Genomic DNA, 17,021 nt, shown 5'->3' with positions numbered 1-17,021 from the left:
CGCCCCCTCCCTGCCTTTCCGAAGCGCACGGACGGACGATCAGCCCTGTCGGTACATATAAGTGGTGGGGTCGCGGCGCGGGCCGCCCTCGGGGGCAAGGGCAAAGCCTGGAATCTCGCCCGCGATCTCGAAGCCGCAGCTGGCGTAGAGCGCCTGCGACGGGTCGCCGCTGCGGGTGTCGAGGGTGATCAGGCTGCGCGCCTCCGCCTCGGCACGGGCGAGCAAGGCCTGCATCAGGGCGCGGGCGATGCCGCGGCGGCGAAACGCGGGGGCGACCAGCATCTTGGAGACCTCGGCGCGGTGAGCCTGGTTCGGCATCATGTCGAGCACCAGTTGCACGGTGCCGACGAGGCGCGCGTCTTCGAAGGCCCCCCAGAGCACGCGGCTCCCGTCCGCGATCGAGGGCAGGACGTTCCGCCGCCAGAAGCGGGCCGCCTCCAGGACCTCGAAGGGCATGACGAAGCCGACGCTGGCGCCGTCCACAACGCAAGCCTGCAGCAGCTTCGCGAGATCGGGGAGGCAATGCGCCGCCTCTTGGGCCGACAGGCTGCGGATCGTCAGGGTCACGGTGTCACCAGAAAAAGCATGTAACGGGCGGCTTCGCGCGGCGGGGTCTGGAAGCGGGAGGCACCCGAGAGGCGGTAACGCAGGGCATCGCCGGGCGCGAGATCGTGGCGCCGGTCGTCCAGCGTCACCGCCAGCCGCCCCGTGAGCAGCACCAGGTGATGCTCGAGATCGGCCACCGGCGGGCGGTGATAGGAGATGTCGCTATCGGGGGCGAGCGTGCAGTCGAGCACTTCGCCCGCCAGCGCCGCGCTGCCCGGCGAGACCACGCGTCGGGTGAAGCCGCGATCCTGCCAGACCGGCTGCTCGGCCTCGGGCACGCAGGCCGGGAAGCTCTCCTCGACCATCGCCAGAAGGCGCGACATGGTGAGGCCGTAGGCGGCGCAGAGCTTGCCCAGCTGTTCCGCGGTGGGGCTGACCTCGGCTTTTTCCATGCGTGACAGCGCCGCGCGGCTGAGCCCGCTTTGCGCCGCCAGCGCCTCGAGCGTCAGGTCGCGCTCGGCGCGCAGGGCGGAGAGGCGCTGTGACAGCCGGGTGGTGAGCGGGGAGACCATGACCGATTCCGGGAATATTTCTCTATATAGAGACATTGACCGAAGCGGCCCCGCCCTGCAAGCCCGCTCTTGCCCTGCGCCAGCCGCGCCCCAGGTGAAGGCCCCTGCCCGCCCCACGGGATTTTTTCTCTGCCCCGGGGGAAGCGGGCTTTGACACTCGCGCTTCCTCTGGGTAGGCTGCACGAAAGTTTAACACTAAACTAGTTGGGGAGGAATCGCATGGCCGCCCGGAAATCTGCTGCCAAGCCGAACGTCTCGCCCGAGGAGCTCAAGCAATACTACCGTGACATGCTGCTCATCCGCCGCTTCGAAGAGAAGGCGGGTCAGTTGTACGGTATGGGGCTCATCGGCGGCTTTTGTCACCTTTATATCGGCCAGGAAGCCGTGGTCGTCGGCCTCGAGGCCGCGGCGGAGGAAGGCGACAAGCGCGTCACCTCCTATCGCGACCACGGCCACATGCTGGCCTGCGGCATGGACCCGAACGGGGTCATGGCCGAGCTCACCGGCCGCGAGGGCGGCTACTCGAAGGGCAAGGGCGGCTCGATGCACATGTTCAGCCGCGAGAAGCACTTCTACGGCGGTCACGGCATCGTCGGCGCGCAGGTGCCGCTCGGCGCCGGCCTCGCCTTCGCCGACAACTACCTCGAGAACGGCCGGGTGACCTTCACCTATTTCGGGGACGGCGCCGCCAACCAGGGCCAGGTCTACGAGACCTTCAACATGGCCTCGATCTGGAAGCTGCCGGTGGTGTTCGTGATCGAGAACAACCAGTACGCCATGGGCACGGCGCAGAAGCGCTCGACCTCGGGCGAGGACATCTACACCCGCGGCGCGCCCTTCGGCATTCCCGGCGAGCTGGTCGACGGCATGGACGTGCTCAAGGTCAAGGAAGCGGGCGAGAAGGCGGTCGAGCACTGCCGCGCCGGCAAGGGCCCCTACATCCTCGAGATCAAGACCTACCGCTACCGCGGCCACTCGATGTCGGACCCGGCCAAGTACCGGACCCGCGAGGAAGTCCAGAAGATGCGCGAAGAGCGCGACCCGATCCAGAACGTCCGCGACCTGCTGCTTCAGGGCAAGCATGCCAGCGAGGACGATCTCAAGGCGATCGACAAGGAAATCAAGGACATCGTGAACGCCTCCGCCGAGTTCGCCAAGGAGAGCCCGGAGCCGGCGCTCGAGGAACTCTGGACCGACATCTATTCCGACGACGTGCCCCAGGGCGACGCGATCGAGGCCTGAGGCAGGAGAGAACACGATATGGCAACGCAAATCCTGATGCCCGCCCTGTCCCCCACCATGGAAGAGGGCACGCTGGCGAAATGGCTGGTCAAGGAGGGCGACACCGTCACCTCCGGTGACATCCTCGCCGAGATCGAGACCGACAAGGCGACGATGGAATTCGAAGCGGTCGACGAGGGCATCGTCGGCAAGATCCTCGTCGAGGAAGGCTCCGAGGGCGTGAAGGTCAACACGCCCATCGCGGTTCTGGTCGAGGAAGGCGAAAGCGTCGACGACGCCGAGGCCTCAGACGCCGCCGCGCCCGCAGCCAGCGACGAGAGCGCCCCGGCCGAAGCCAAGGGCGATGTCGCCCCCGGCCCGCAGGAGCCCGCCTCCTCGGTGCCCGCCGCCGCGGCCTCGCCGGACTGGCCGGAAGGCACCGAAATGAAGACCCAGACCGTGCGCGAGGCGCTGCGGGATGCCATGGCCGAAGAGATGCGATCGGACGCGAACGTCTTCGTCATGGGTGAGGAGGTCGCCGAGTACCAGGGCGCCTACAAGGTGACGCAGGGCCTGCTCGACGAGTTCGGCGGCAAGCGCGTCATCGACACCCCGATCACCGAGCACGGCTTTGCCGGCATCGGCGTCGGAGCGGCCTTCGGCGGCCTCAAGCCGATCGTCGAGTTCATGACCTTCAACTTCGCCATGCAGGCGATCGACCAGATCATCAACTCGGCCGCCAAGACGCTCTACATGTCCGGCGGCCAGATGGGCGCACCCATGGTGTTCCGCGGCCCCAACGGCGCCGCCGCCCGCGTCGGCGCGCAGCACTCCCAGGACTACGCGGCATGGTACGCGATGATCCCGGGCCTCAAGGTGGCGATGCCCTACTCGGCCGCAGATGCAAAAGGCCTGCTCAAGTCGGCGATCCGCGATCCCAACCCGGTGATCTTCCTCGAGAACGAGATCCTCTATGGCCGCTCCTTCGAGGTGCCGGTGATGGACGATTTCACCGTGCCCTTCGGCAAGGCGAAGATCTGGCGCGAAGGCTCTGACGTGACCCTCGTCAGCTTCGGCATCGGCATGCAATACGCGCTCGAGGCGGCTGACAAGCTGGCCGAAGAGGGCATCGAGGCCGAGGTGATCGACCTGCGCACCCTGCGCCCGATCGATTACGGCACGGTCATCGAGTCGGTGAAGAAGACCAACCGCTGCGTGACCATCGAAGAGGGCTTCCCGGTGGGCTCCATCGGCAACCATATCGGCGCCTACATCATGCAGAACGCGTTCGACTATCTCGACGCGCCGGTGATCAACTGCGCCGGCAAGGACGTTCCGATGCCCTACGCCGCCAACCTCGAGAAGCACGCGCTGGTTACCACCGCCGAGGTGCTCGAGGCGGTCAAGCAGGTGACCTACCGGTGAGCCCGGTCGAGGTCATCGGTCGCGACGTCGCGCGCGAGGCCTACCGCGTCCGGGTGGACGTGGCGGGCTCCGCGCGGACGGCCTTCGTGCCCGAGTGCCTCATGGAAACGCTGCGCCCGGGCGAGCGCCCGAGCCACCAGCAAGCCTATGAATGGATCGCCGCCCATCGCGGCAAGATCGAGACCGCGGTGATCGCACGGGCCGCGGCGCGCCAGCCGCGCCCGCCCTACGATCTCGTGACCCTCGCCGAGGAGAGCTGACAACATGCCCACCGAAATCCTGATGCCCGCCCTGTCGCCGACCATGGAGGAAGGCACCCTGGCCAAATGGCTGGTCAAGGAAGGCGATACCGTGAATTCCGGCGACATCCTCGCCGAGATCGAAACCGACAAGGCCACGATGGAGTTCGAGGCCGTCGATGAAGGCACCATCGGCAAGATCCTGATCGAGGACGGCACCGAGGGCGTGAAGGTGAACACGCCGATCGCCGTGCTGCTCGAGGAAGGCGAAAGCGCCGACGACATCGACAGCGCGTCCGCCTCCCCTGCCCCTGCCCCTGCCGCCGAGGACAAGGCCCCGGCCAAGGACGAGGCCAAGGCCGCCGCCGCGACGCCCGCCGCCGCTTCGGCCAGCGCTGCCCCCGCAGCACCGCAGGGCTCGGATGGCAAGCGCATCTTCGCCACCCCGCTGGCGCGTCGCATCGCCGCCGACAAGGGGCTCGATCTGGCGCAGATCAAGGGCTCGGGCCCGCATGGCCGAATCGTGAAGGCCGACGTGGAAAGCGCCAAGCCCGGCGCCGCCGAGGCTCCGAAATCCGCCGAGGCGCCCGCCGCCAAGGCAGCCCCCGCCGCTTCGGGTGGCGGCATGCCCACCGGCCCCTCCGCCGAGCAGGTCCTCAAGATGTACGAGGGCCGCGACTTCGAGGAGGTCAAGCTGGACGGCATGCGCCGTACCGTGGGTGCCCGACTCACCGAATCCAAGCAGACCATCCCGCACTTCTACCTGCGCCGCGACATCAAGCTCGACGCGCTGCTGAAGTTCCGCAGCCAGCTCAACAAGCAGCTCGAGGGCCGCGGCGTGAAGCTTTCGGTCAACGACTTCATCATCAAGGCCTGCGCGCTGGCGCTCCAGGCCGTGCCCGATGCCAACGCAGTCTGGGCCGGCGACCGGATGCTCAAGCTCAAGCCCTCCGATGTTGCCGTGGCCGTGGCCATCGACGGCGGCCTCTTCACCCCGGTGCTCAAGGACGCGGAGATGAAATCCCTCTCCGCCCTGTCCACCGAGATGAAGGACCTCGCGTCCCGCGCCCGCGGCAAGAAGCTTGCGCCGCATGAATATGTCGGTGGCAGCTTCGCGATCTCCAACCTCGGCATGTTCGGCATCGACAACTTCGACGCCGTCATCAACCCGCCGCACGGCGCCATCCTCGCGGTCGGCGCCGGGGTCAAGAAGCCCATCGTCGGCGACGACGGCGAACTGACCGTGGCCACGGTGATGTCGGTGACGCTCTCGGTCGATCACCGGGTCATCGACGGCGCGCTTGGCGCCGAACTGCTGAAGGCGATCGTCGAGAACCTCGAGAACCCGATGGTGATGCTCGCCTGACCTGTCTTCAGGTTCGCATCATTGAGACGCCCGCCGCCCACCGGCGGGCGTTTCCTTTTGCTCCGATGTATGTTTCCGGTGCATGGCCCCCTTGCAGACAATCCGGCTTGTGCGCTCCCCCACCGGACCGTTAGCGTAAGACATGCTGCACTGCGGCAGGTTTCCCTATGCCTGCCGTCAAGATCCCCACGACGTCACCCCGACACTTCGGAGCTGTTCCATGGTCTATACCGACCGCCAGGCCCGCCTGACGATCCTGTCACTCGCCCTTGGCGCCTTTGCCATTGGCGTGACCGAGTTCGCCGCCATGGGCCTGCTGCCCTATTACGCGCTCGATCTCGGCGTCACCGAACCCGAGGCCGGCTTTGCGGTCAGCGGCTACGCCATCGGCGTGGTGGTCGGCGCGCCGGTGCTGGCGGTGCTGGGCAGCATGTTGCCGCGCAAGCTCTTGCTGGTGCTGCTGATGGCGTTCTTCATGCTGACCAACGTGCTCACCGCCCTCGCCACCGGGCTCGACACGCTGGTCATCGCGCGCGTGCTCTCGGGCCTGCCGCACGGGGCCTTCCTCGGCATCGGCATGCTCTTCGCCGCCGAGATGATGCCGCAGGGCCGCAAGGCGGCTGGCGTGGCACAGGTGCTGATGGGGCTGACCATCGCCAACGTCATCGGCGTGCCCGCTGCCGGTGCCATCGGTCAGTATTTCGGCTGGCGCTGGTGCTTCGTGCTGGTGGCGGTGATCGCCGCCGGTTCGGCGCTGATGATCGCCCGCGTCGCGCCCGAGCCGCAGGACGGCCCGGCAGCGAGCCCGCTGCGCGAGCTCTCGGCGCTGGCCAACCGCGCCGTGTGGCTGACGCTGGCCGTCGGTGCCGTGGGCTTCGGTGCGGTCTTCGCGGTCTATTCATACTTCTCCGCCGCGCTGATCTCGGCCACCGATGCACCCGCCTGGGCGATCCCGCTGGCGCTGTCGTGTTTCGGCATCGGGGCCACCGCCGGCAACTACTATGCCGGCCGCCTCGCCGCGTGGTCGCATTTCGGCGGCACCCTGCTGCTGCTCATCGGCATGGTCGTCTGCTCGCTGATCTATGCCGCGGTGATGGGCCAGTGGATCGCGATGATCCTCGTGGTGATGGCGCTCGGCCTGACCGCCGGTCTGGTGATCCCGCTGCAGATGCGCCTGATGGACGTGGCCGGCGAAGGCCAGACCCTCGCCGCCGCGCTCAACCACGCCGCCTTCAACGCCGCCAATGCGCTGGGTCCCTGGCTCGCGGGCATGGCACTCGCCGCCGGTCACGGCTTCAGCGCCACCGGCATCGTGGGCGCGGGTCTCGGGGCTGCCGGGATCGCGGTCCTAGGACTCGCTTGGCTCGACGCCCGCCCGCGCCGCGGCGCGGTAATCCCGGCGGAGTAAGGCGCCCTAGCGGACGACGAAAAAGGGCCGGGCTCCATCCGTGGAGCCCGGCCCTTCTTGTCTCTGACTGGAAGGCCTCTGCTCAGCCGGTGCAGTTGCAGCCGGTGAGTTTCTGATCCATGTTGCGCGACGGCTGATCGCAGCCGGCATCGCCGACGATCTTGGCCGGGACGCCCGCCACGGTCTTGCACGGCGGCACTTCCTCGAGCACCACCGAACCCGCCGCGATGCGCGAGCCATTGCCGATGCGAATATTTCCCAGCACCTTGGCGCCGGCACCGATCAGCACGCCATCGCCGATCTTGGGGTGACGGTCCTCGTCTTCCTTGCCGGTGCCGCCCAGCGTCACCGAGTGCAGGATCGAGACGTCATTGCCGACCTTGGCGGTCTCGCCGATGACGATGGAGTGGGCGTGGTCGATCATGATACCCTGCCCGATCTCGGCGGCGGGGTGAATGTCGACCCCGTAGAGCTCTGACGCACGCATCTGGAAAAAGAACGCCAGATCCCAGCGCCCCTGCCCCCAGAGCCAGTGCGCCACGCGCTGGGTCTGCACCGCCTGGAAGCCCTTGAAGTAGAGCAGCGGTTGCAGGAAGCGGTGGCAGGCCGGGTCGCGATCGAAGGTGGCGCGGATATCGGCCCGCGCCGCACGCGCCAGCCACGGATCCGAGGCATAGGCCTCGTCGCAGATCTCGCGCAGGATCTGGTCCGACATCTCGCCGTTCGAAAGTTTCATCGCGATGCGGAAGGCCAGCGCGCCCTCGATGGTGGCGTGGTGCAGCACCGAGACATGCACCATCCCGCCCAGAAGCGGCTCGTCCGCGACGGCCTGTTCGGCTTCGCGGGTGATGCGGTCCCAGACCGGGTCCAGCTCGGCGATCCTTGCGCGGGTTTCGGCCATCGTAACCTCCGTTTGATCCGGTTCTTATAGCAGATAGGCCGGGTGGGCTGAAACGCAAAACCGTGATGGTTGGAATCGTCGGTGGTGATGGCTTACCGCTCACGATGGCGCAACCGCACCGCCTCCAGCGCGAGAATTAGGCAATCGGCATAGTCGGGATCATCGAGGCGCCGCTCCGGCGCGATCGGACGCGACAGCGCCGCCGCCATCAACGTGCCGTTGCCCCAGTCGGGATGGGCCCGCCCGAAATGGCGGCGGTAGCGGTCGGCGGCTTCGGCCTGGGCCACCATCTCTCGCGCCTGACGCCATCGCGTCCCGCGCGGCACCGCCAGCAGCGCGCAGGCGGCACAGATCACGTCGCCATGCAGGACCGGCCTCATGCTGTGAGCGACAGCCTCGCGAAGGGCCCCGGCCCGTAGCGCGCCGAGACCTGTGCCACCGCGATCTCGAAACTGCCGCTGAGGCCATCCTGAGCGGGGTCATAGCTCCATTGTGGCGTCACAACCTGCGCGCTGCGCAGCACCGTCTCGCCCTGCATCACACGAACCTCGTAGAGCTCCTGCTCCTCTCCAAGCGGCACCTCGGCAAGCTCCCAGTCGTCACCGTCGATGCGGGTGCGGCGGATCCAGCTCAGCGCCAGCGTGCCGCCCTGATCCTCGGCCCGCAGATGCACCGGGCTGAAGGGCCGCAGCCCGTTGCCGTCGAAGGCACGGACCTCATGCACATAGCTCGGATCGTCATAGCCGCGCCGCGCGGGTCCGATGCGGAAATGCCGCTGCTGCCGCCTCAGGGCCGCCGCAAGCGCGATCTGCTGCGGCACCCCGTCAAGCCGCACCACCCACGAGCCCGCCGGCCAGACCTCTGGCATCAGAGCGTCGGTGCCGAGCTGCCCGCGCAGGCGGTGGCTCAGCAGCCAGGTGGCCTCTCCCGCCATCTGCGCATCGCGGAACTGCATCAGCTCCCAACCGCCCGGACTGCCATCGCCGATCGCCACGAGGTTGCCCCCGCCCAGCAACGCCGCGTCGTCGATCGCGGCGAGCTCGCCCGAGAGCATCCGCACCTGCAAAGCCGCGCCACGGTCGATCCGACCCGAGGGCGCCCGCGCCAGGGCGGTCTCGGTCACGCCGACTGCCGAGCGCGCTGCGATGATCTCGTTCAGCGCGTAATCGGCATCAGAGGCGGAATCGTAGACCGCCACGGAGCCGGGCCAAGGCTCGGCGGTGAGCGCGAGATGCGGCGCGTGCGGCACCTCGTCCCCGGTGATCAGCGGCAGGTCGAGGAACAGCGGCAGCACCTGCACCGCCGGCACGAAGCCGCGCAGGATCGCGGCATCGTCGGGGAAATCCGACGGCAGGTAGACATCGGGCTCGAAGCGCACCGCCTCGACCATCTGCTGCGCGCCGATCTCGACGCGATCAACCCGCGCCACGACCTCGCCCGCCTCTCCGGGCAGAGAGATGATGTCTCCCGCGCTGACCCCGAGACGCGACGGCGGCAGCGAGAAGCGCAGGGAGTCGCGCGCAACGCGCGACTCCGCCAGCCAGCGCTCCAGCGTCAGCCGCGCCTCGCGCCGAGTCAGTTCCATCGGCAACTCGGTCTCGGCGACGGCATGGGTGCGGTCATCGGGCAGCACCGTCTCCTCGGCCACCGCCAGATGATCGCCATCGGCCTCAAGGAAGCGCAGCCGCACCCGCCCCGCCATCTCCGCCTCGGCGGCGCGGATCTGCACCAGATCGCCATCAAGCTCCGGCGACACGGCGAGCGCATCGCGCGTCAGCGCCTGCACGGGTCGGTCCTTGCGCAGGATGAAGTGCAGGCTGCCGTCGCGCTCCACCGCGTCAAAGCCATGTGCCAGCATCAGCGGTTGCAGCGCGCGCCGGGCATCGCCCACCTCGCCCACCACGTAGCCACGCACCCAGCCGTGCAGCGCGCTCACGTCGTAGTCCTGCAGACCCGCACGCTCGCAGATTTCCGCCACCACCGAGGCCAGCGTGCGCGAGGAGACACGGCCGGTGATCCAATGCCCGCGCCGATAGTTGTCGCCGTCGGCCCAGAGTTCGGCGAGCCCCGGGAACCAAGGGTAGGGCCGTGCGTCCCAAGCCCAGACATAGGCGTGGTCCATGTCGAGCATCGGCGCGCCGTACTCCTCCGAGACCGGGTTATTGGCCGGGTCGGTCCAGTATCCATGCATTGCCCGCAGGTACTGGCGCTGGATCAGCTCGTCTCGCAAGCCGTTGGAATAGTAAGGCAAGTCGCTCTCGGAGCTCTTGGGGTCGAGGAATTTGTTGGGCTGGTTGGTGCCCTTGTCCACCGCCGGGCAGCCCAGCTCGGTAAAGCGGATCGGTTTCGATCCCGGCACCCAGCCGGTCGGGTCGGGCTGCCGCACGCCGCCGATGCGCTCGTAATGGGCGTGGTCCCACCAGTTGCGGATGTCCTTGTAGCGAAACACCCAAGGCTCGTGGTGCGCGCCATCGGTGATCGGCTCGCGGCGCTGCGCGTCGCGGGCCTGTTCTGAGGGATAGTACCAGTCGTAGCCCTCGCCGCCCGCCACGTTGGCCATCAGGTAGCCTGGGTCGTAGACCGCCCCCCACGCAGCGTCGGCGTGGTCGCTGCCCTCGCGCCAGTCCGAGAGCGGCATGTAATTGTCGATGCCGATGAAGTCGATCTCGTCATCGGCCCATAGCGGATCGAGGTGAAAATACACGTCGCCCGAGCCGTCCTGCGGCTGGTAACCGAAATACTCCGACCAGTCGGCGGCATAGCTGAGCTTGACGTCAGGCCCCAGCAGCGCCCGGCACTCCGCCGCCAGCGCCCTGAGCGCCGCCACCGCCGGAAAGCCGCTCGCACCCCGAATCCATGTCAGGCTGCGCATCTCCGAGCCAATGCAGAACGCCTCGACGCCCACGGCTGCGGCGCAGAGCGCCGCGTGGTGCAGGATGAAGCGGCGATAGCTCCACTCCTCGGGACCGGTATAGGTCACCTCGCCGTCGGTTACGGTAAAATCCGAGGCCTGCGCCGTGCCGAAGAACGCCGCCACCTGAGCGTCGGCGGGGGAGGTGCCATCGGGCGAGCCGGGCCGCCCCGGCGCCACGTCGAGCGTGATGCGCCCCCGCCACGGCAGTTCCGGCTGGTCCTCGGCATCGCTCCACGGATCCGGAAGGCCGTTGCCGTCCATCTGGTCCATCAGGATGAAGGGGTAGACCAGCACGTCGAGCCCCTGCGCCACCATGCGCCGGATCGCCTGGATCACCGAGGCGTCGCAGGGCGTGCCGCCATAGACCGGGCGACCGTCAAGCTCGGGCACCGCCTGCGCCGTGCCCCGCGTGGCGCCACAGACCTGCCACGGCATGTTCCTCGACTCAAATTGCTTTTGCTCGACCTTCGGACGGATTTCGCAGGTTCCGCAGCGCAGGTCGCCGCCGAACCAGCTCACCACCAGCGAGACTGCGCCGCAGTTCGGCACTTCCTCGGTCAGCTGGTCGAGCGAGACATTGAAATCAGGCGCTTCGGAGGGGCTGTTGACATTTGGAAGCCCCGAGCCGTTCTCGCTGTAGCTCATGTAGACAGGCTCGGTCGCCAGCGCGTATTCCCCGGTGCCCGGGATCATCGCCACGCCGCGAATGATATGCGGCACGTCTTCGGGATCGTCCTGCACCGGGCGGGTGACCTCGAAGCTCAACTGAGGCACCCGGTTGCCGTAATTCTCGAGCGTCATGTCCTCGATCACCACATAGGCGGTGCCGCGATAGGCCGGCACCTGTCCGACCCCCTCGACCGCCTCGATCTTTGGGTCGGGCAACTGGTCCCTGCTGCCGGTATAGACCCGCATGTTCAGATCGCCCACCGGGATCTCGGCACCATCGGCCCAGACCCGGTTGACGCTGGTGATCTCGCCCTCGCAGAGCGCCAGAGCAAGGCTCAGCGAATAGCTGTAGCTCTTCACCGTCTGGCTTGGACCGCCTCCGCCCTTGCCGCCGCCACCGACCTTGTCCTTGTCGACCCGCTCGCGGAACTCGGTGGCCCAGATCACCTGCCCGCCCAGTCGCATCCGACCATAGGCCTGCGGGATCGCCGCGCCTTCGCCCGCGCCGCTGAGGAAGAAACGGTCGATGCGCCCGGTCTCGACGGTCTCCGAGCCCTGTCCCATCAGCCGCTGGTCGAGCGCCCGCCCGAGGCTGGCACCGATGAACCGGCCCACCGCAGTCATCGACAAGCCAAGTACCGAGCCACCGATGGCTCCGCCCACGGCGGCGCCCACGGCGGAAAAGACGATTGTCGCCATCAGCTTGCTCCTTCCGGGAACGCAAAACGCGCCGCCAGCCGGCGGCGCCAGGGCCGGCTGAGCCGGCTTTCGACCACGCCGTGGCCGCTATAGGCATGAACAAAGCTCGCCGCCGCGCCAAGACCGGCCTGCAGCCCGAGATGCTTGGCCACCGAGCCATCGCGCATGCGAAACAGCAGCACGTCGCCCGGCGCCTCGTCCTCGAGCGGCTTGCGCGCCATGTGCCGCAGCGCGGCGGCCAGCAGCGCCTCCTCGCCCTGCGGCTCGGACCAGTCGCGGGTATAGGCGGGCACCGTCTCGGGCTCCGGTCCGATCACCTCGCGCCAGACCCCGCGCACGAGGCCGAGGCAATCGCACCCCGCCCCGCGCAGCGAGGCCTGATGGCGATAGGGCGTGCCGATCCAGCCCCGCGCTGCGCTCACGATCCGCGTGCTCATCGCCGGCTTCCCCCGCCCTTCGCCTTGGCCCGGGTCGGATGCACCAACATCCAGTCCTCCTCGGGAATGTCTGGAAAGCCCTGGAAGTTCAAAACGTTGTTGAATTTCAGCCGGCAGGTCTCGAAACGCTTGTCGCAGCCCGCCTCGAGCCGCACCAGGTCGCCCGCCACAAGCGTCGCCCCAAGCGGGAGCCAAAGCTCGATCCGCCGCCCCTCTTCGCTGAAACGGTCGCGCTTGATCGCCCCCGTCAGCCCCTGCGCCGCACCGCTTAGCACCACCAGCCGGCCGCGTTGGAACCAGCCCGCCTCGAAGCCGGTCAGCGCGCCGAAGAGCAGTTCGCGGTTGTCCTGCACCTGCACCGCCGCGCCCTCGTGAAAATACCCCGGCTCGCCCAGATCGACACGGCAGCTCGCATCTCCCAGCACTGCCGTGCACGGTGCCTGATAGACGCGCCCCAGCGGCCGGTTCAGCGCCTCGGTCAGGCCACGCAGCTCGGCGTGAAAGGCCCCGCCCGCGCGACGGATCTCGCCGATCGAGCCGCGGAACAGCATCCGCCGCTGACTCACATCCTGCCAGTTGACCAGCCAGCACACCACCTCGGCCCCATCGAAGCGCCCGGCTTCAATATCCGCCTCCGACAGCGCATCGTCGCGCAGCGCACCCATCGCCTCGGAATTGTCGACCGAGAGCCCCGTGGCCTGCTGCAGCGTCTTGGCGCTGAGGCCTGTATCGGCGCGAAAGCTCTGACCGTCGAACGCCAGATCGCGGTCGTGATCGGTGAACCCGAGCGCGACACCATCGGCCCGCGTGACCGCCCAGCAACGCGCCACGGTGCCAAGCCCGCCGGCCAGATGCACATGTAGCTCCGCCGCCCCCATCAGACCCGCACCTCGACCACCGGAACGTCGGGCGCCTGCCCGGCCTGGAAGCTCGCGACGCTCACGTTGATGCGCTCGGTGTCGAAGCGCACCGGCACGTCGAACTCGTAGCCCGCGGTGATCTCGACGCCGGAAAGCGGCGGGTCGGTGAAGGTGATCGTGCCCGTGGTCAGGTCGAGCGCGAAATGCACGCCCTCGCGCATCTCCACGTCCTGCACGGCGGCGATTACCGTGCCCGCCACCGGCTTGGTGATCGGGCGGGCATAGCTGGCCCCGCCGGAGCGATAGACCTTGACCAGCTGGAAGCTCCGCGTCGCCCCGTCGCCCCGCGCGATCACCTGGTCGCCGGGGCTCACCGTGCCCGAGGGCCGGCACGAGCGGTAATCGGCCCAATCCTTCCAGCGAAACCCGTAGAGCTGGCCGTGCCGCGCCTCGAAGAACGCCAGCAGCTGCTCGATATCGTCGAGCCCGCGCAGCCCCAGCCCTGCATCGTAGCGCCGGCGCGAATGCGCCCAGGGGCTATTGCGCTCCTCGAAGCCGCTGCTCAGTTCGACCACGTCCGTGCGCCGCTCGGGCCCGCCGAGCGCGCCAAAGCTCAGGTCGGCGGGAAATCTCACCTCGTGGAAACTCATGCTCTTCTCCTCAGCTCCTCAGCGGTTGCGCAGGCCCTGACCCAGCGCGCGGCTCATCTGCGCCGCGATCTGCGACTGGCTGCGGCGGAAGCCCTGCACGTCTGGCGTGGTGATGTTCATCACCACCATCGGCGGCTGGTGAGCGGCGCTGGCGCGCACGCCGAGCCGCCCGTCCGGCCCGCGCGAGAGCGGCATGATCGCCTCGGGGCCGGCCTCGCCCATGAGCCCGGTGCCGCCCCGCATCGGGAACGCTACCGGCCCGTTCACCACTCCTCCCGCGGCGAACGGCATCACCTTGCCCTGCGCGAAGGCGCCGCCATGCGCGAAGGGCGAGAGCCCGCCGAACACCCCGGCCATGCTGCCGGCGATCAGCCCGCCCAGATGATCCGACACCGGTCGCACCGCGGCGCGGTAGGCCGCATCCACCATCGAGCGCGCCACAACGCCCAGCGCATCCGACAGCTTCATCCCGTCGAGGATCACCCCGTCGATGGCCCACCCCAGCCCAGAGCTCAGCGACCGTTCGAGCCGCGTGACGCTGCCTCCGGTCGCGGAAAACGTCTGGTGGATGCGCTTGAGCTCGGCATCGAACCCCGCCGCCATGGCGCTGGCCGAGCCGAGGCTCGCCTCCAGTGCCGCGATATCGCCGTCGAGATCGCCCATCTCGCCAAACTCGGTCATTGCCGATCCCCTTTCACCTCGTCCGGGAAGGCCGCGAGCAGCTCCTCGAGCCGCGCCCGTCCCATGGGCCTCGCGGCGCTGTCACCGCCCAACATCAGCCGCAGCTCCGCCGGGGTCAGCGCCCAGAATTCACCCGGCCTCAGCCCCAACCCGCGCAGCCCGGCGCGCATCAGCGCCGGCCAGTCGAAGCGCTCCATCAGCCTTCCTCCGGCAGCATGAAGGCCCGCGCCAGAAGCTCCGCCGCCGCCCGCGCCGCGACCATCGGGCCGCCTGCGATCTCGGCGCGCAGCAGATCCGCCGCAGAGCCTTCCCAGCCGCCGCCGCGCAGCCCGGCGACGATCAGCGCCAGCACGTCACGGGTGCTGCAGCGCCCCTCCTCGAAGCGCTGCGCCAGCGCGACCAGCGTATCGTCGCCGAGGCTCTCTTCGAGCTCGGCCAGCGCCCCCAGCGTCAGCCGCATCACCCGGCGCTCGCCATCAAGCGTCACCGCCACCTCGCCGCGCCACGGGTTCACCATCAGGCCACCGGCACCGGCACGAAGCTCAGCGCGCCCGCCGAGGCCAGCGAGACCTCGTAGGTGGCCTCGCCATTGTGGCTGCCGGCATATTCGATGGCGGTGACCTGAAAGGCCCCCTCCACGGTGCCGAAATCCGGGATCACCACCTGGAAGGCCGGCGTGTCGCCATCGAAAAAGATCTGCCGGGCGCGTTCGTCGGTGGCCTGGTCCTTGAACACGCCCGAGCCCGAGATATTGGCCGATTTCACCCCGGCCCCCGCCAAGAGTTCGCGCCAGCCACCCTGGCTCTCCAGAGTCGTCACGTCGACGCTCTCGGCGTTGAAGCTCACCCGCGTGGCGCGCAGCCCCGCCATGGTCTCGAACTGGCCGTCGCCGGTCAGGTCCACCTTGACCAAAAGGTCCTTGCCGTTCTGGGCACCCATCTGTCTCGCTCCTTGCTGATAGGCGGAAGCCTCCGCCACGTGTCACTGACTGGTCGTGCCGGCGCCTCACGCGTCCTCGACACGGGCGCGGAAGATCATGTCGATGCGCCTCAGCCCGCCGCTCTCGCGCTGCGCCCGGGCGCGGCGGAAGTGGAGGCTCACAAGCCGCCCCCGCGTCAGCGCCAGCGGCGCATCGTCAAGCGCGTCGCTCGCCGCCGCCGCCACCTCCTTGGCCGACTGGAATCCCGCCGCGTCGCTGATCACCGCCACCGTCAGATCATGCCAGGCGCCGTTCCCATCCGCGTCGGAGGCGTCGCGCACCGTCTCGGCGCCGAGCGTCAGGTAGAGCCCCGGAAGCGTCCCGGCAGGCGGCGCGTCGTAGATATGCGCCCCCACGAGCGCCGCAAGCGCCGGATCCCCGGCCAGCCGCTGATAGATCGCACCCTGAAGCGCCGCCGACATCGCGTAGCTCATGCCGCCACCTCCTCGCGTGCCTCGCAGGTGAGATAGAGCCCGCCGGGCTCGACCTCTGTCACAGCCACGATGCGGAAAAGCCGCGTCTGCTGGCGAAAGCGCTGTCCGGGCAGCGGCCGGTTCGAGGCCCCCAGCGGCGCGCCGCGCACGGTAATACGGAAGGCCCGCACCGACATCGCGCCCGCCTCGCCGGTCGCCTCGCGCCCGGTCTTGGGGCGGATCTCGGCCCAGAGCGTGCCCATGGCGGTCCAGCTCTCCATCTGCCCCCCTGCGCCATCAGGGCTGACCACCGGCGCCTCGAGCACCAGCCTGCGGTTCAATAGCGGAATGCTCATGCGCCAAACCCCATGCGAAGCGGGCGGTAGCGCGCGATCAGCGAAGTAACCCCGAACGGCATGCAGCCCTGCCCCAGCCCGGTCGCCTCGCGATATTCGTAGTAATGCGCCGCCAGCAGCAGCACCGCCTGAGCCAGGTCTGCCGGCAGATCGTCGAATGCCGCGCCAAAGCCTGCGGTAAAACGGATCTCCGCCGCCCCGCCCTCGGGCAACGTTGGCAAGGCGGCGCCCTGCGCGCAGAGCCGCGGCGCCTGACCGTCCTGTTCGAGCCGGAAAGCGCTGGCCGCGATGGTCTCGGCGGCACCGAAACGGTCGATCACCGCGATCCCCGTCACCGCCGTCACCGGCGCGATGGGAAAGCGCTCGGCCTGCGCATCGCGCCAGCCATGCAGCGTCCAGACGAACCCGCGCGTGATCAACGCCTTGCCGGTGCGCGCCTCGATTGCTGCCAGCGCCGCGCGCAGGAACGAGCCCAGCACCGCGTCCTGCAGGTCGTCCTCGGCGAAACCGGTGCCGAGCCGCAGGTGCCGCCTCAGCGCGACGACCGGCAGCACCGCCTCGGGCAGCTGGGTTTCTTCGATCAACATCATCGTTCTTCTCCGCAAACCTCTCCCGACCGCCCGCCCGAGCGGGCGCGTACCGCGTGCATTGCTCGGACGGAGGGAGCAGCTGACAACACACGCGT

The 17,021-nt window shown here is 68.7% G+C and carries 20 protein-coding genes; 5 read left to right on the top strand and 15 right to left on the bottom strand.

Annotation, left to right across the window (positions count from 1 at the left end):
• Positions 1-39 precede the first annotated feature (39 nt).
• The gene (locus R2601_RS00945) at positions 40-567 is read right to left on the bottom strand and encodes a GNAT family N-acetyltransferase (protein WP_007792198.1); all 528 of its coding nucleotides are present in this window, start codon (positions 565-567) and stop codon (positions 40-42) included.
• Positions 564-1,118, bottom strand: a complete 555-nt coding sequence (locus R2601_RS00940; protein ID WP_007792195.1) for a helix-turn-helix domain-containing protein — start codon at positions 1,116-1,118, stop codon at positions 564-566. Before R2601_RS00940 ends, R2601_RS00945 begins: the two co-directional genes overlap by 4 nt.
• A gap of 219 nt (positions 1,119-1,337) precedes the next feature.
• On the opposite strand from R2601_RS00940, the gene pdhA reads away from it, so the two are divergent.
• The 5 genes from pdhA (at position 1,338) to R2601_RS00915 (ending at position 6,777) form a co-directional block, all read left to right on the top strand.
• Positions 1,338-2,360 carry a pyruvate dehydrogenase (acetyl-transferring) E1 component subunit alpha gene (gene pdhA / locus R2601_RS00935; RefSeq protein ID WP_007792192.1) on the top strand — a complete coding sequence of 341 codons (1,023 nt, stop codon included), beginning with the start codon at positions 1,338-1,340 and terminating at the stop codon, positions 2,358-2,360.
• A gap of 18 nt (positions 2,361-2,378) precedes the next feature.
• Positions 2,379-3,764 carry a pyruvate dehydrogenase complex E1 component subunit beta gene (locus tag R2601_RS00930; protein WP_007792189.1) on the top strand — a complete coding sequence of 462 codons (1,386 nt, stop codon included), beginning with the start codon at positions 2,379-2,381 and terminating at the stop codon, positions 3,762-3,764.
• Positions 3,761-4,024, top strand: a complete 264-nt coding sequence (locus R2601_RS00925; protein WP_007792186.1) for a hypothetical protein — start codon at positions 3,761-3,763, stop codon at positions 4,022-4,024. Before R2601_RS00930 ends, R2601_RS00925 begins: the two co-directional genes overlap by 4 nt.
• Positions 4,025-4,028: 4 nt before the next feature.
• The gene (locus R2601_RS00920; protein ID WP_007792182.1) at positions 4,029-5,369 is read left to right on the top strand and encodes a pyruvate dehydrogenase complex dihydrolipoamide acetyltransferase; all 1,341 of its coding nucleotides are present in this window, start codon (positions 4,029-4,031) and stop codon (positions 5,367-5,369) included.
• Between the two features lie 220 nt (positions 5,370-5,589).
• The gene (locus R2601_RS00915) at positions 5,590-6,777 is read left to right on the top strand and encodes an MFS transporter (RefSeq protein WP_007792180.1); all 1,188 of its coding nucleotides are present in this window, start codon (positions 5,590-5,592) and stop codon (positions 6,775-6,777) included.
• 82 nt (positions 6,778-6,859) lie between these two features.
• Here R2601_RS00915 and cysE read toward each other — a convergent pair whose 3' ends face one another.
• From cysE to R2601_RS00850, 13 genes are all read right to left on the bottom strand, one after another.
• A complete protein-coding gene (gene cysE / locus R2601_RS00910; RefSeq protein WP_007792177.1) occupies positions 6,860-7,678 on the bottom strand; it encodes a serine O-acetyltransferase in 819 nt (272 codons plus the stop codon).
• A 92-nt stretch (positions 7,679-7,770) separates the two neighbouring features.
• Positions 7,771-8,058: a DUF7742 family protein gene (locus R2601_RS00905; RefSeq protein WP_007792174.1), complete on the bottom strand. Its 288-nt coding sequence runs from the start codon at positions 8,056-8,058 to the stop codon at positions 7,771-7,773.
• The gene (locus R2601_RS00900; RefSeq protein WP_007792172.1) at positions 8,055-11,960 is read right to left on the bottom strand and encodes a baseplate multidomain protein megatron; all 3,906 of its coding nucleotides are present in this window, start codon (positions 11,958-11,960) and stop codon (positions 8,055-8,057) included. Before R2601_RS00900 ends, R2601_RS00905 begins: the two co-directional genes overlap by 4 nt.
• Positions 11,960-12,397 carry an NlpC/P60 family protein gene (locus R2601_RS00895; protein ID WP_007792169.1) on the bottom strand — a complete coding sequence of 146 codons (438 nt, stop codon included), beginning with the start codon at positions 12,395-12,397 and terminating at the stop codon, positions 11,960-11,962. The genes R2601_RS00900 and R2601_RS00895 overlap by 1 nt, the downstream gene beginning before the upstream one ends.
• Positions 12,394-13,275, bottom strand: coding sequence for a phage/gene transfer agent baseplate hub protein (locus tag R2601_RS00890; protein WP_007792167.1), 882 nt, complete (start codon positions 13,273-13,275; stop codon positions 12,394-12,396). The genes R2601_RS00895 and R2601_RS00890 overlap by 4 nt, the downstream gene beginning before the upstream one ends.
• The gene (locus R2601_RS00885) at positions 13,275-13,907 is read right to left on the bottom strand and encodes a DUF2460 domain-containing protein (RefSeq protein WP_007792164.1); all 633 of its coding nucleotides are present in this window, start codon (positions 13,905-13,907) and stop codon (positions 13,275-13,277) included. The genes R2601_RS00890 and R2601_RS00885 overlap by 1 nt, the downstream gene beginning before the upstream one ends.
• 18 nt (positions 13,908-13,925) lie before the next feature.
• Complete coding sequence (locus R2601_RS00880) at positions 13,926-14,588, bottom strand: RcGTA-type gene transfer agent tail tape measure protein (protein WP_007792161.1); 663 nt, start codon at positions 14,586-14,588, stop codon at positions 13,926-13,928.
• Positions 14,585-14,785 (bottom strand): rcc01693 family protein, encoded by a 201-nt coding sequence (locus tag R2601_RS00875; protein WP_007792158.1) that lies wholly within the window; start codon positions 14,783-14,785, stop codon positions 14,585-14,587. Before R2601_RS00875 ends, R2601_RS00880 begins: the two co-directional genes overlap by 4 nt.
• Positions 14,785-15,105: a gene transfer agent family protein gene (locus R2601_RS00870; RefSeq protein ID WP_007792155.1), complete on the bottom strand. Its 321-nt coding sequence runs from the start codon at positions 15,103-15,105 to the stop codon at positions 14,785-14,787. Before R2601_RS00870 ends, R2601_RS00875 begins: the two co-directional genes overlap by 1 nt.
• Positions 15,105-15,527: a phage major tail protein, TP901-1 family gene (locus tag R2601_RS00865; RefSeq protein WP_007792151.1), complete on the bottom strand. Its 423-nt coding sequence runs from the start codon at positions 15,525-15,527 to the stop codon at positions 15,105-15,107. The genes R2601_RS00870 and R2601_RS00865 overlap by 1 nt, the downstream gene beginning before the upstream one ends.
• Positions 15,528-15,593: 66 nt before the next feature.
• Positions 15,594-16,001 (bottom strand): DUF3168 domain-containing protein, encoded by a 408-nt coding sequence (locus R2601_RS00860; RefSeq protein ID WP_007792148.1) that lies wholly within the window; start codon positions 15,999-16,001, stop codon positions 15,594-15,596.
• Positions 15,998-16,336 carry a head-tail adaptor protein gene (locus R2601_RS00855; RefSeq protein WP_040544221.1) on the bottom strand — a complete coding sequence of 113 codons (339 nt, stop codon included), beginning with the start codon at positions 16,334-16,336 and terminating at the stop codon, positions 15,998-16,000. The genes R2601_RS00860 and R2601_RS00855 overlap by 4 nt, the downstream gene beginning before the upstream one ends.
• A complete protein-coding gene (locus R2601_RS00850) occupies positions 16,333-16,926 on the bottom strand; it encodes a head-tail connector protein (RefSeq protein ID WP_007792142.1) in 594 nt (197 codons plus the stop codon). The genes R2601_RS00855 and R2601_RS00850 overlap by 4 nt, the downstream gene beginning before the upstream one ends.
• Positions 16,927-17,021: the final 95 nt, after the last annotated feature.

Origin of the sequence: Salipiger bermudensis HTCC2601, from assembly GCF_000153725.1 — a bacterium.
GTDB lineage: Bacteria > Pseudomonadota > Alphaproteobacteria > Rhodobacterales > Rhodobacteraceae > Salipiger > Salipiger bermudensis.
Note: the sequence above shows the minus strand (reverse complement) of the source record. Positions and strands in the feature narration are given on the sequence as shown.